Origin of the sequence: Actinopolyspora mortivallis, assembly GCF_003001495.1 — a bacterium.
In the GTDB taxonomy this organism is placed as follows: Bacteria; Actinomycetota; Actinomycetes; order Mycobacteriales; family Pseudonocardiaceae; genus Actinopolyspora; species Actinopolyspora mortivallis_A.
In genome coordinates, this window is sequence record NZ_PVSR01000005.1 from 97,205 (window position 1) to 110,820 (window position 13,616).

At 68.5% G+C, this 13,616-nt stretch carries 10 protein-coding genes and 1 tRNA gene; 6 read left to right on the forward strand and 5 right to left on the reverse strand.

What is annotated here, in order from left to right; all coding sequences use genetic code 11:
- Positions 1-105: 105 nt before the first annotated feature.
- From CEP50_RS06405 to CEP50_RS06415, 3 genes are all read left to right on the forward strand, one after another.
- Entirely contained in the window at positions 106-2,994 is a 2,889-nt protein-coding gene (locus CEP50_RS06405; protein WP_219905351.1) for a helix-turn-helix transcriptional regulator, read from the forward strand.
- A gap of 73 nt (positions 2,995-3,067) precedes the next feature.
- Complete coding sequence (locus CEP50_RS06410; protein WP_106113013.1) at positions 3,068-3,628, forward strand: flavin reductase family protein; 561 nt, start codon at positions 3,068-3,070, stop codon at positions 3,626-3,628.
- Positions 3,629-3,894: 266 nt separating this feature from the next.
- The gene (locus tag CEP50_RS06415) at positions 3,895-5,487 is read left to right on the forward strand and encodes a tryptophan halogenase family protein (RefSeq protein WP_106113046.1); all 1,593 of its coding nucleotides are present in this window, start codon (positions 3,895-3,897) and stop codon (positions 5,485-5,487) included.
- A gap of 69 nt (positions 5,488-5,556) precedes the next feature.
- Here CEP50_RS06415 and CEP50_RS06420 read toward each other — a convergent pair whose 3' ends face one another.
- Entirely contained in the window at positions 5,557-5,805 is a 249-nt protein-coding gene (locus tag CEP50_RS06420) for a hypothetical protein (protein WP_146134753.1), read from the reverse strand.
- A 308-nt stretch (positions 5,806-6,113) separates the two neighbouring features.
- On the opposite strand from CEP50_RS06420, the gene CEP50_RS06425 reads away from it, so the two are divergent.
- Both CEP50_RS06425 and CEP50_RS19805 read left to right on the forward strand, forming a co-directional pair.
- A complete protein-coding gene (locus CEP50_RS06425) occupies positions 6,114-6,548 on the forward strand; it encodes a cytidine deaminase (RefSeq protein WP_106113015.1) in 435 nt (144 codons plus the stop codon).
- A gap of 213 nt (positions 6,549-6,761) precedes the next feature.
- A complete protein-coding gene (locus tag CEP50_RS19805) occupies positions 6,762-7,073 on the forward strand; it encodes a phosphotransferase (RefSeq protein WP_146134754.1) in 312 nt (103 codons plus the stop codon).
- Between the two features lie 380 nt (positions 7,074-7,453).
- Here CEP50_RS19805 and CEP50_RS06435 read toward each other — a convergent pair.
- Positions 7,454-7,526 (reverse strand) — tRNA-Arg (locus CEP50_RS06435).
- A gap of 178 nt (positions 7,527-7,704) precedes the next feature.
- On the opposite strand from CEP50_RS06435, the gene CEP50_RS06440 reads away from it, so the two are divergent.
- Positions 7,705-9,810 (forward strand): ATP-binding protein, encoded by a 2,106-nt coding sequence (locus CEP50_RS06440; RefSeq protein WP_106113016.1) that lies wholly within the window; start codon positions 7,705-7,707, stop codon positions 9,808-9,810.
- A 35-nt stretch (positions 9,811-9,845) separates the two neighbouring features.
- Here CEP50_RS06440 and CEP50_RS06445 read toward each other — a convergent pair whose 3' ends face one another.
- From CEP50_RS06445 to bluB, 3 genes are all read right to left on the reverse strand, one after another.
- Complete coding sequence (locus CEP50_RS06445; RefSeq protein WP_106113017.1) at positions 9,846-10,973, reverse strand: hypothetical protein; 1,128 nt, start codon at positions 10,971-10,973, stop codon at positions 9,846-9,848.
- 209 nt (positions 10,974-11,182) lie between these two features.
- Positions 11,183-12,676, reverse strand: coding sequence for a GGDEF domain-containing protein (locus tag CEP50_RS06450; protein WP_106113018.1), 1,494 nt, complete (start codon positions 12,674-12,676; stop codon positions 11,183-11,185).
- 98 nt (positions 12,677-12,774) lie between these two features.
- Entirely contained in the window at positions 12,775-13,455 is a 681-nt protein-coding gene (gene bluB, locus CEP50_RS06455; protein ID WP_106113047.1) for a 5,6-dimethylbenzimidazole synthase, read from the reverse strand.
- Between the last annotated feature and the right edge of the window lie 161 nt (positions 13,456-13,616).

Genomic DNA, 13,616 nt, shown 5'->3' on the forward strand with positions numbered 1-13,616 from the left:
CCCGGTCCGGTTGAACCCTGGTCAACAGGGTTCACGGACGAGATGCGGCCGATACCGTGGTGGAAAATCGCGGAGATCGCCCGAGTGCGACGAGGAAAAAGTGGGGTGTCGTCCTTGTCCTGGGGGAGAATACCTTCACCGTACCGGGAGAGCACCACCGGCAAACAGCATTCCGGTCCCGAACCGGGCGCGGGAGTCGAACACCGATCCGTCGGGGCACGTTCCGGGCCGCGCGAGCAGCACGGTGCGCTGGACACGCTCGATGACGTCCTCACGCACCGGCAGCACCGGGTCGTCCTGCTCGAAGGGGCTCGAGGAGCCGGAAAGTCCCACGTGCTGACCCGGGGACGCGAACTGGCGACCGAGAAGGGATACCAGGTCGCCCACCACGCCTGTGAGGGAATCGAATACCCACCCGCCCTGTTCAGCGCACTCGGACACACGACTCTTCCCAGCACCCCCGGATTCGCCGGCACCGACGCCGCGCACACCCGCATGCTGCTGGTCGAACGTGCCGGATCCGTGGCCGAACACCTCAGCACCCAAAAACCACTGCTCGTCAGCCTCGACGACGTCCAGTTCGCCGACCAGATCAGCATGCTGGCGCTACGGACCCTGCCCCGCCAGCTGCGTGGCAAATCCGTCGTGTGGATGCTGACACGCTGCACCGACCGGGAGGAGCGCAGTACACGCCGACTCTACGAGCTCCTCGAACGCAGCGTGGACACCGTCCGGCTGACGATCGAACCGCTGTCGCCGTCCGAGGTCGCCGATCTCGCGCGTGCGCTGTGCCAGGCCCGACCGGAGCGGGACCTACTGAGCCATCTGGAAGCTCTCGACGGCAATCCGCGCAACATCACCGAACTGGTGAACGGTTATCTCGACGAAGGCAAGATCCGCACCGAAAACGGTCTCGCCCATCTCACCGAGTCCGGAGAGCAGGACAGGACCAGCGCACTGGCGATGCGCCTGCACGGTCTGCCCGTCCGCCCCGCGCTTCCGCGGCGGTTCCTGAACCTCGTCGAAGAGCAACTGGGAACTCTCTCGCGCAGAACCCGCCTGGTACTGCAGGTGGCGGCGGTGCTGGGCCCCACGTTCCGGCCCGACGACATCACCGGGGTGCTCGGCGAGCCCTCCGCCGGCATCATCACCGAGGTCCAGGAAGCGCTCGACAGCGGTCTGCTCGTCACCACGGCCCAGGCGCTGGCCTTTCGCAGTGACCTGCTGTGGCAGTCCGTGCTGGAGTCACTGCCCACCCCGTTGCGCACTGCCCTGCACCGTCAGGTGGCCGACGCGCACCTCGCTCATGGAGGCCCCGTCACCGAAGCCGCCATCCACCTGTTGCAGGGCACGAGCCGCGACGGTACGGCCACCACTCGCGGGGTCCTGGTGCGGGCCGCCCGCGAGGCGCTGTCCTCGTCACCGGCCGTCGCCGCGGAACTGGCCCAGTGCGGCCTGGAACTCACCCAGTCCGGCGACCCGGAGCACACGGAGCTGACCACCGTGGCCGTCGACGCGCTGACCAGAGCCGGACCACTCGCCGAGGCCGTCTCGACCGCGCGTGCGGCGCTCACACGTTCCCTGCCTCCGTCCGCCGAGGCAGAGGTCCGGTACTGCCTGTCGGTGGCCGAAACGCTCGGCGGACACGCCACCGAGGCCCAGGAGGAACCCGACGAGCGAACAGCCGGCGAGCACCTCGAAAAGTTCCGCGTCAGCGCGTTGCAGCGGGAGTTCTTCCGCGACCGGGACGCGGCGACCAAGCGCGCCGACGAACTGCTGAACTCCCCGTCGGACACCGAGCCCACCGTGCGCGTCACCGCCATGCAGGTCCGCGCGCAGGCGCACTGGGAAGCGGGCGAACTGCACGCGGGACTGCACCTGGCCCGTGAAGCCGCCGAACTCGCCCGGCACACACCAGACCTGCTCTGGCACACGTGCCCGCGCCTGCCGCTGGTACTCATGCTCGTCCACCTCGGCGATCCGGCAGAAGCCGAGGAGCTGGTCACCGCCCAGCACCACGACATCGACCGTCGAGGAACCCGCACACTCGCCGGGGTTCCGCACCTGCTGAAGGCGCGCACCGCCCTGGTCACCGACCGCCTCGGACAGGCCCTCGTCGAAGCGGAGACAGGACTGGCCAAGACCGCCCAGGTCGGCCTGTCCGTCCACGACGCGCTCGCCTGGGACACGCTCACCACGATCGCCCTCCGCAGGGGCGAGCTGGCGCGTGCCAACGAGACCCTGACGCGGCTGGAGACGTCAACACCGGCGGACACCGTCGTCCGAGCCAGACACCGCTGGCTGCGGGCCGAACTGGCCCTGGCCCACGACGACACCGAAGCGGCCAACACGGCCGTGCACGCACTCCTCGACCACCCCGCCCACTGCCGAGCCCTGCTGAGCACCGAACCCGTGGCCGGAGCGCGACTCGCCCGCCTCGGCGACGAGCGGGCCCGAACCGCCGTCGCCACGGCCTGCCGGCGTCTCGCCGAGGACAACCCCGGTTTCCCCGTGCTCGCGACCGCTGCCGCCCACGTACGGGCCGTGCTCGACCACGAGCCCGAGACCCTCGAACGGGCCGAACCGTACCCGGACTCGTGGTCGCGCGGAGTGCGAGCCGAGGACCTGGCCGCCCTGTGGGAGGGAACCGACGAGACCAGGGCCGTCGAGTACCTCGACCAGGCGCTGGCGGACTACGACTCTCACGGTGCCGAGCGGGACGCCGCCCGCGTGCGCCGCCGGCTACGCCAGCTCGGAGTCCGCCGCCGCCACTGGCGCTGCACCAAACGCCCGGCGAACGGCTGGGACAGTCTGACCGAGACCGAAAGCTCCGTTGCCACTCTCGTCGCCCAGGGACTCACCAACCGGCAAGTGGCCAAACAGATGTTCCTGTCACCGCACACCATCGGCTTCCACCTGCGGCAGATCTTCCGGAAACTCGGCGTACGGTCCCGGATCGAGCTGGCCCGCGACTGGGGACACGCCCGTGACTGACCACCACCGGTCGGAAGCGGTGACAGTGACAGTCCCAACCGCACGATCACCGACCAGGACAGAGGGACGAAGGATGTCGCACTCCCAGCTCCGACCGCACGAATACCTCGCCGCGACCCCTCCGGTGGTTCCGGCACACACCACCGTCACCGCGGAGGAGTTCCGCGGCATGATGCGGTGTTTTCCCACCGGGGTCTCCGTGGTCACCACCATCGACGAGCACGGGCGACCGCGCGGGATGACCTGCACCTCGCTGACCAGCGTCACGCTGTCACCGCCGACCGTGCTCGTGTGCCTGAACCGTCAGAGCGGGACCTCGCGCGCCGTGCACCACCACAGTGCCTTCGCCGTCAACCTCCTCCACGAGCGCGCGGGGGAGACCGCCCGACTGTTCGCCGGAGACCACCCCGACCGCTTCGGCCGCCTCAGCTGGCACCACTCCCGGATCCTGAACGTCCCGCTGCTGGGTGAGGACGCGTTCACCGTCGCCGTGTGCTCGGTCCGCGACTCCACGCCGATGGGCGACCACGACGTGATCTTCGGCCGCGTCCACGCGATCGAGGAGCACGACGACAGTCCGTTACTCCACGGCATGCGCGAGTTCCGGAGCTGGCCGGCTTCCCCTCCCGAGTAACACGGGCCGTGCTGCTCCGTTCGTCCAGGACCTCCCCGGAACATCCGAACCCGACCACAGCGCCGTGTCCCCTCGCGGGACATCGCGCGTATGCGGGGGCACGGCCCTCCGAACGGTTGGGTGAGCCGCAACCCGTGACGGGTGATCACGGAGACCGCATCCCCGATCCGAGCGGGAAATCCGTGTGCGAGCACGACGCGGAACCGATCGCGGTGGTGTGCGAATACGCTCGGAACGCACCGAACCCGTCGAGCAGTGAGGAAACCGTGAACGATTCCGTCGAAAGCATCGTGATCCTGGGTGGTGGCACCGCCGGATGGATGTCCGCCACGTACCTGAAAAAGGCCCTCGGCGACACGGTCCACATCACGTTGGTGGCAGCGCCGGACATTCCGACACTCGGGGTGGGGGAGGCGACCATCCCCAACCTGCAAACCGCGTTCTTCGACTTCCTCGGCATCGAGGAGGACGAGTGGATGCGCGAATGCAACGCCAGTTACAAAATGGCGATCAGATTCGTCAACTGGCGCACTCCCGGTCCCGGACGGCCCGTTCCGCGCGGATCCGACGATGGTGAGGACGAGTTCTACCACAGTTTCGGGATCCTGCCCTACCACCACGGAATTCCCCTGTCGCACTACTGGTTCGACCGCCGGTGGAGAGGGCGGACCACCAGGCCCTTCGACCGCTCCTGCTACAGGGAACCACCCGTCATGCGGGCGCGGAAGTCACCGCGATGGGCGGACGGCACCCGGGCGACGAACTACGCCTGGCATTTCGACGCGCACCTGGTCGCCGACTTCCTGCGACGCGTCGCCACCGAGCGGTTCGGGGTCCACCACGTCGAGGACCGCCTGGAGCACGTGCGGCGTCGACCCTCCGGGTTCATTGACGCCGTCACGACCGGCGAAGGCCGTACGCTGGAGGCGGACCTGTTCGTGGACTGCTCCGGTTTCCGTGGGCTGCTCATCAACCAGGAGATGGAAGAACCGTTCCTGGACATGAGCGACCACCTGCTCAACGACAGCGCCGTGGCCACGGCAGTCCCGCACGACGACTCCGCCCACGGCGTCGAGCCCTACACCTCGGCGATCGCGATGCCGTCCGGGTGGACCTGGAAGATCCCCATGCCGGGTCGTTTCGGCACCGGCTATGTCTACTCCAGCGCGTTCGCCACTGAGGACGAGGCCGTGCGCGACTTCTGCGCTCTGTGGGGGCTGGATCCCGAGCGGCACCAGCTCAACAGGATCCGGTTCCGGGTGGGCAGGAACCGGCGCGCATGGGTACGCAACTGCGTGGGCATCGGGACCTCGTCGTGTTTCGTCGAGCCCCTGGAATCCACCGGAATCTACTTCATCTACGCCGCCCTGTACCAGCTCGTGAAGCACTTCCCCGACAAGTCCTTCGACCAGGTGCTCATCGACCGGTTCAACCGCGAGATCGAGGTGATGTTCGATGACACCCGCGACTTCATCCAGGCCCACTTCCACTGCTCCCCACGCACCGACACCCCCTTCTGGCGGGCCAACAAGGAGATCGCGCTCGGAGAGGAGATGCGGGAGAAGATACGCTGCTACGACGCCGGTCTCGCGATCAACGCTCCGGCCACCGACGACGCGCAGGTCTACTACGGGAACTTCGAGGAGGAGTTCCGCAACTTCTGGAACAACAGCAACTACTACTCGGTGCTGGCCGGGCTGGGCTATCTTCCCGACAAGCCGCTTCCGAAGCTTCGGCACATGCCCGAAGCCGTGGAAACCGTGGACCGGGTCTTCGACAGGATTCGTGACGAGCAGAAGTACCTGTTGAACACGCTTCCCTCGTGTCACGAGTACCTCAATGCCCAGCACGGTCGATAAACCTGTCGGGGCTCACGAGGCCGGCCAGGGGGCTGAGCGAGGTGGACGTCGTCGCGTCCGAGGAAGGCGTTATTCGGAGAGCTTGCCGGAGAACAGGTACGCGCAGTGGAGCGCTCCGAACAGTGTCATGAGGACTCCCGCGGACAGGGCGACGAGAACTTCCCACGTGGTCTCTCCGAGGACCAGTTCTCCTCCGCGGGTCGCCACGAGCACTATGCCCGGGATGACGGAAAACGCCTTGACGTACCTTACTTTCCTCGCGTCCAAGGTCGTTCCTCCTGTCAGCTCGGGGAGGAGGTCACACGTTGTCGCGGTCACCGCGAGAGCGGTACTGTCCGCAGGCGGGATCCTGCTTTCGGGGTGAACACGCTAGCAGCGCAGCGTTACCGACACCAACGCCTCTCCGGGATTGTCACCTGGCAGGAGCAGTACTGCTTCGCGCGTGCAACGGGTCGGAGTGGATGTTCGTCGTCGATCTGTGGGGGTGAACTGGGGAAAGCACCGCAGCGACGCTGCGGTCGAGGTTTCCGTTGTTGTCCACGCCGTCTGTTTTCGCCGGGTTACGATTTCGGAGCCGAATCTCCCGCGTGGGTCTCGCTCGTGCTCCAAGCGTTTAGGCTGGCTGGATGAACGTGGACCAGAACCTCGTGGACGCGGCTGTCGATCAGATGCGGCGTCGGGACCGTGCCGCGGCTGCGGCGGTCTATCTGGAGAACGGTCGGATCCTCACCAGCGTGTGTCTGGACAACCTCAACGCTTCAGCCACGTTGTGCGCGGAGACCGGGGCGATCTGTCAGGCCTACACACTGGGTGTCTCGCTCACCGCTTCGGTGTTCGTCAGTAGGTGGGGAGGCAGTAGTGAGATCTCGGTCCTCGCGCCTTGCGGGATCTGCCAAGAACGTCTCGCGTTGTGGGGGCCGGATGTGCAGGTGGGCGTGGCGGATCCGGAAGCCGCGTCCGGCTGGAGCGTGCGCACGCTCCGGGAGCTCAACCCGTTCTACTGGGGCACGCACTTCGCCGAGGGCGACGCGTGGCCTTCCTCCACTGTGCACGCGTCCTGAGACCGAGATCCGTGTTCCCCGCACCGCACACGCGGGGATGGGCCGTGGTGGGCCGGTTTTAGGTAAAATCGGGCCACGCATTCCCGCGCACACGCGTGGGGTTTCTCAGCGGTTTGTCGTGAGGCTGTGTGCCGAACTCGTGACCTACCTGTCTGGCAGGGCCTGCGCGGCCGAGAACGTGCTCCGGCAGGAACTCGACCTCCCGGAATCGTGGTGGCATCGACTTCGCGGCAGTCTCGACACTCTGGCAGACTTTCCCACAGACACAAGACCGAGCCGGAGATCACCGGACGGCTCAACCGGATCGGCGCCCGGCGCCCGGTGCTCGACTGGGAAACCGTCCACGGCGACCTGCACTGGGCCAACCTGCTCCGCCCCGAGCTCGGGCTGCTGGACTGGAGTCTGTGGGGACGTGGCCCCGCCGGTACCGACGCGGCCACGTTGTACTGCTACAGCCTGCTGGCTCCACGCACCGCCGCGACCGTGTGGCACACCTTCGTCGACGTCCTCGACGCCCCCAGCTGAACCACCCGTTCCCGGCCACCCCTCGCTTGGGCCCTCTCGACCAGGTCCGCGAAGCCGTCACCGAGTAGCACAGACCGGACAACGCCCGAGCTGTGTGGGGTGGCAACCCGGACAGGGGCATGACCTCATTGCTACTTCCGAAACACAAGTGATTCCCACAGCGGGACAGCACTCTAAGGTCGCAGGTCAGCAAGATATGACCCGAGGATGCGGGGATGGACTCCCGGCCGTTGGGGAACAGCAGCTGCGGCGTTGAAGGGGGAAGCCATGGAGCACGACGAAAAATCCGCCCCACATGTGCCCCACGAACCGGGAGGCGACGATCAAGCGACGGTGATCGATTTGGCATCCCGTCGCAGGTCAACCGGCTGATTGCTGGGCGCCCTCGGCAGGATTCGAACCTGCGACACCCGCTTTAGGAGAGCGGTGCTCTATCCCCTGAGCTACGAGGGCATTCGCTTGTCGTTGGGCCGGTGCGACCGGCCTACCCACACGATACCCCTTCGGTGCGCGCGCTCGGACACCGGCCCGGGGCCACGGCGGAACGCGCCGATCGTCCCAGCGGAAAGCCGGGTTTCGCGTGTGGTCAGCTGATCGCTACCGTGTGCACGAGAACGGACCCGGGGCGGCGATGAGCAACGAACACCACGGCGAGGCACACAACGTGCTGCAGGCGGCGAACGTCGAGCAGCTGATACTGGAGTGCGGCCATGTCCGGCGGGAGTCTCCCACCCGCCGAGGGAGCAACCTCCCCGCCGGACCGGCGTTGCTGGTCGACCGCGACGCCGACAACGACAGGCTGCACAGCGCGCTCGACCACCCCGCGGACGAACGCGGAACCACCACGATCGCCGTCGCGATCTGCGGTGTCAGCGGCGTGGGCAAGAGCACGCTCGCCCGACGTTTCTCCTGGGAGATCCAGGACCGCTTCGAGGACGGCTTCTACTACGTCGACTGTCACGGCCGCGCCCTCACGGGACCCGCCGAGCTGGCACGGCTGTGCCTGCGGGAGATGGGCGCGGTCGAACGTGAACTGCCCGCCTCCGAGGAGGAGGCGCTCGCGCTGCTGCGCGAACTCACCCGCGACCGCAGGATGGGCTTCGTCTTCGACGGCTTGGTCCACCCGCGCCACCTGATGGAACTCAGGATCTCCGCCCCGGAGAGCCTGATCCTGTTCACCAGCCAGCACAGCGCCGACGAATTCTCCTCCGACGGAGTGACCTCGATCGAGTTGGAGCCGCTCCCCTGGGAACACGCCGTCGAGATGCTCACCCGGATCACCGGAACGCGCCTCGACGCTGAGGACCCGGACGTGAACCGGCTCGTCGACCTGTGCGGTCGTATGCCCCTGGCGTTGGAGTTCGTCGGCAGGAAGATCAGGCGACTCAAGCACTGGACCCCGCGCCGTGCCGCGGACTGGCTCGCCGACCCGGCCCACAAGCTGCGGATCCTGCACGACAACCCCGCGGTACGGGACACCCTCGAACTCGCGGTCACCGACCTGCCCGCCGAGCAGGCCGCACTCTACCGGCTGGTCGGAGCGATCCCCTGCCGCACGTTCGACACCGCGACGGTCGCCGCCCTGCTGGACACCTCGCCCACCGAGGCGGAGGACCTGTTGTACGAGCTGCACGCGGCCAACCTGGTCCAGGAGTCCGAACCCGGACGTTTCCACCTCCACGAACTGGTGCGCGTCCACGCCGGCGAGCACGCCAGCGCGCTCGACCGGCGGACCGTCGAGTCGGCCCATCGGCGCCTGGTCACCCGGTACCGCCGGATGGGTGCCCACGCCGACCGGGCGGTGATGGAACCCAACAGGCTCCGCGTGGCCGGAGACGAGGACCTGGTGGCCGGCGAGCGGAACCCCTTCACCAAACACACCGCGCTGCGCTGGTTGGAAACCGAGTTCCCCAACATCGTCGCGCTGATCCACGACGCCGAACGGCGCGGCGACGACGGGACGGTGCTCGCTCTCTGCGATGGACCACTGTGGACACTGCACAACCACCACAAGCACTACGAGGAGACACTGCGGGCCTTCGGAGCCGCTGTCGAGGCCGCTGACCGCCTGGGTGACCCCCTCTCCCGGGCGAGGACGCGTATCCTGCGCACCCGGGTGCTGACCGAGTGCCACCGCTTCACCGAGGCGCACCACCAGGCGGCCGAGGCCGTCGACACCGCCGTGCGCTCCGGGCACCGCCAGGTGCTCGCCTCCGCCCACGAGTTCCACGGGCGGGTGTATCTGGAGCAGGAGGAGTACGCTTCGGCGTTGGAGCCGCTCGCCCGTTCGTGGGAGATCAACGACGAACTGGGCAAACAACGCGGAGCGGCCCTGGTGGAACACTTCGCCGCCCAGGCCCACAGTGGTCTCGGCGACCAGGACACGGCTCTGGAGCTGCTGGAAACCGCCTCCGCGCGGCTGAAGGACTTCCCCGGCGACCGGCGCACCCCGGCCCGCATCCGGGTCACGCGGGGCAGGATCCACCAGCGGGCGGGACGCCACGAGGAGGCCGTCGGCGAACTGGGCGCGGCGATCCGCGAGCTGAGCGCCCACCAGTCCGCCCAGGACGACGCGAAGCAGCTGTTCGACCTGGCCCAGCCGTTCGAACTGCTCGCCTTCTCCCTGCGCGAACTGGGCGAAACCGCCCGGGCCGAGCAGTGCCTGCGCGAGGCCGTGGCGATCTACGAACACGCGGGCAGCCCCAGGGCTCGGCTGATCCGTGCCGAGCTCGACTGAACGGTCCGGCACCTGATCACTCGACGGGCCCGGGCCTACTCGGGCACGAAGGGGTCCACCGGCCGAGCCACCGCCCGCCACGATGGCTCGTCGAGGTCGAGCAGCTCGTAGAGGACCCGGCGCAGCGCCGCAGCGGCCTCACCCGGATGGGCGAACGCCGACTTCACCAGTCCGGTGTGGTCGTCCACCGGCGCGGCCCGTCGGACCTGCTCCTCCAGCGCCACGCCACGACACAGGTACGCCGCCCTTCTGCCCAGTTCCTCCCGAGGAGTGCCCGGCACCACCTCCTCGTGGCCGAATCCGGCCAACAGCAGCCGTGTGCCCAGTGCCGCGGCGTAGAAGCCGAGTGAACCGTGGTCGGAGACCACGACGTCGGCGGCCACCAGCGTGGCCTTCCAGCCGTGTTCCGGCGGAACCAGCACCAGTCCCTTCCGTCTGGCCCGTTCGGTCCACTCCCGGATCTGCCAGGGGCTGTGCCGGTCCCAGACGTTGGGGTGCAGCACCAGCGCCACCTGGTAGTCCCGTTCGGGAAGAGCCTCGACCATGTCCTCGGCCAGGGTGGGCCTGCGGGCGAACAACGCGTTCGGACCCCAGGTGGAAGCCAACAGCACCAGCTCCCGCCGCCCGCTGCCCAGCAGCCGCCGATAAGCGTCCCGAGCGGGCACACTGGCCCGCAGCCGGTCGAAACACGGATCGCCCACGACCCGGGCACGGTCAGCGGCCCGCGGGCACTCGCGGGCCAGCAACCCGAACTGGTCGGGATGGGACAGACACACCGCACTCGGAACGACCCTGCCCTCGTGCACCAGCTGGCTCGTCGCCAACCCGGCCACCTCGGGGGTGAACCCCTCCCCGGAGGGCAGGTGCTTGTGGTGGCCAGCGCCGTGGGACAGCGTCAGCACCGGCGCGCGCAACTCGTGCAACGCCCCGTTGCCGCTGGGGGAGATCGCCACGTCGAAACCGGGGCCGGTCGCCTCCGACCACGGCACCACGCGCATCCCGGCGCGGCGGAAATGGCCGGACAGGTCGGTGGCGAACTCCGAACCACCCGCCCGGGTGAAGCGGGTTTCCACCCGGACGTCGTCGGCCAACACGGTGAGGACATCGGTCAGTCGGTCCAGGGCGGTCAGCGTGCGCACCACCCCGAGGGCGCGCCGCCGCACCGGAGCGGTGTCCCAGAGGCTTCCGGCTTCCGGCTTCCGGCTTCCGGCTTCCGGCTTCCGGCTTCCGGCTTCCGGCTTCCGGCTTCCGGCTTCCGGCTTCCGGAGGATTGTACGCGGTCGTCCGGATGTGAGCGGGAGTTCTCCGGGAAGCCGGGATGAGCGGTCACCGCCATGAACACCTCCCCATCATCCCAACGAGCGAGCGGGACTCACTCGATGGTCTGAGGAGCGCTGTGGTCGGAGTCGTTGACCTCGACCCTGTTGCGTCCGGCGTGTTTGGCCCGGTACAGCGCCACGTCGGCCGCGGTGAACAGTTCCTCCAGCTTCGCGGGCCCCGCCGCCGCGCCGATGCTGACGGTCGGCGGCCGCTCGATCTCCCCCAGCACCTGTCTCCAGTGGTGCCGGTCGACGGCCCGCCTGATGCGTTCGGCCACGACGGGCCCGGCCGCACGCCCGTCCCCCGAGGACTCGACGAGCAGGATCACGAACTCGTCCCCCGCCCACCGGCAGATCAGGTCCTCGCCGCGACACTCGTTGCGCAGCAGGCTCGCCACCTCCCGCAACACCGTGTCCCCCATCGAGTGCCCCGCCCGGTCGTTGACGTCCTTGAACCAGTCCACGTCCAGCAACAACAGCCACGGGATACGCCCCTGGGAGGCGCTCTGCTCGATGAGCCGTGGGGCGTACCGTTCCAGTCCCAACCGGTTCGCCAGGCCGGTCAGCGGGTCCCGCAGGGCGGTCGCCTCGGCCGCGCTCGCCTTGCGCTGGGCGTGGATGGCGATACGGCGCTGCTCCAACGCCTGGGCCAGGCCCTCCCGCAGCACGTTCACCGTGTCCCCGGAGGCGCGCAGCGCCCGACGCAGCGCCGTCGCCTCCCCCACGTGGTCACCGAGCTGCTGGCAGATGGCGCCCAGGTCCGTGGAGATCCGTGTTATCAGCAGGGTGTCCTTGCTCAGCTCGGCTCCGTGCAGTGCCCGGCTGGCCGTGGTCCTGGCCGGTTCGAGTTCCCCCCGGCGGCGGTACACCTCGGAGAGGGTCCAGTTGGCGATGGCCTCCCCGAACAGGTCGTCGCAGCGCCGGGAGTCGGCCAGCGCCTCGGTCACGCGTTCGTGAGCCGTCTCGACCTCGTCCAGCTCCACGAGGGCTCGCGCGCTGCTGGCCAGGGTTCTTCTGCGCAACGCTCCGTGGGTGGTGAGACTGATCGCCTCGTCGAACCGCGCCAGGCTCTCGTGCAGGTAGCGCGCGTCGGGGAAGCCGTGCATCAGCACCCGTCCCAACAGCGTGGTCCCCTCGCGGAGCAGGCAGTGCGCGATGGTGTCGGGTTCGCCGGAGTCGCGGGCTATCCGCACGGCCCGACTGAGCAGCTCCAGCGCCGGTGTGCTGTGCCCCTCCAGCAGGTAGCCGAGCATGCTCAGGGCGTGGGCGGTGGAGGAGTCGTGCCGCCACTCCGCGTCCAGCTCGGTCCACGCGTCGGCCGCCAGTTCCAGCGCGAGCGAGACGCGACCCAGCCGCCAGGCGAGCATCGCACGGTGCACGAGCACCACCGGCCGGCTCCACTCCTCGCCGACCAGGTTCGGCGAGCTGGCTATGGAGTCGTCGAAGGCGGCCTCGCACTGCTCGATCAGGCCCGAGTCGAGTAACAGCCGCACGTGACGGTCCTGCTCGGGTATCCGGCCCAACAGCATCGGATCGTCTTGTTCCACGGCGTTCCTCGCACTCCCAGTCCGCGGAGGTCACCGGTCCCAACCGGCGCGGCTCGGCCCCGGGGAGTCCGCGTTCACTACCTGACGTCGGAATCAGGCTACCGGCTGAAATCGTGCCGGTACTTGCCGTCGTGTACAACATCGTCGAGGCTCAGACGCTTGCGCCAGCCGTGCCGTTCCAGATCGGGGGTCGTCGCCAACTCCCGGACCGGCCCCACGCACAGCCACGCGACCGGCCGTACCCGGGAGGGAATGTCCAGCAGCCTGCGCAGGAAGTCCTCCCGGTAGAAGCTGACCCAGCCCACTCCGAGTCCCTCGGCGGTGGCGGACAGCCACAGGTTCTGGATGGCCAGACACACCGAGTACAGTCCCGCGTCGGCGATGGCGTGGCGCCCGAGCACGTCCGGCGATCCCCGGTCGGGGTCGTAGGTGACCGTGATTCCCAGCGAGGACTCCACGATCCCCTCGACCTTGATCTTGGAGAACGTCGTGGCGCGCTCACCGCTGAGCTGCGCGGCGAAAACGCTGCGCTCGGCCAGTACGTGCTCCCGGAAGGCCCGCCTGGTGGCCTCGTCGCGCACGAGGACGAAGTCCCAGGGCTGGGACAGTCCCACACTGGGGGCGCTGTGGGCGGCACCCAGTATCCGTCGGAGCACCTCGGAGGGGATCTCCTCGCCGGTGAACTCGGAGCGCACGTCGCGACGCCGGTTGATCACGTCGTAGAGGTCGGAGATCGGTCGCTGTTGGTGAGCCCGTGGTGATTGGTCGGCCGTTGTCATCCTCGCCATCCTGCCGTGTTCCCGGTCGTGTTTCCCAGTGACCCGTGGTTCGGATGACCCCGCACACGTTTCCCTCCGCCGTCGGCGGGGGTGAGGCTGATCATAGACCGCCCGCCCGCTCGGCTGCCGTGTCCGCTTCTCAGCCTGTTCTCAGGGCTTCG

What these genes read in the sequence shown, in the direction of transcription:
- CEP50_RS06410 (WP_106113013.1), top strand. Translation starts at nt 3,068, where the DNA reads ATGTCGCACTCCCAGCTCCGACCGCACGAATACCTCGCCGCGACCCCT.
- CEP50_RS06425 (WP_106113015.1), top strand. Translation starts at nt 6,114, where the DNA reads ATGAACGTGGACCAGAACCTCGTGGACGCGGCTGTCGATCAGATGCGG.
- CEP50_RS06440 (WP_106113016.1), top strand. Translation starts at nt 7,705, where the DNA reads ATGAGCAACGAACACCACGGCGAGGCACACAACGTGCTGCAGGCGGCG.
- bluB (WP_106113047.1), bottom strand. Translation starts at nt 13,455, where the DNA reads ATGACAACGGCCGACCAATCACCACGGGCTCACCAACAGCGACCGATC.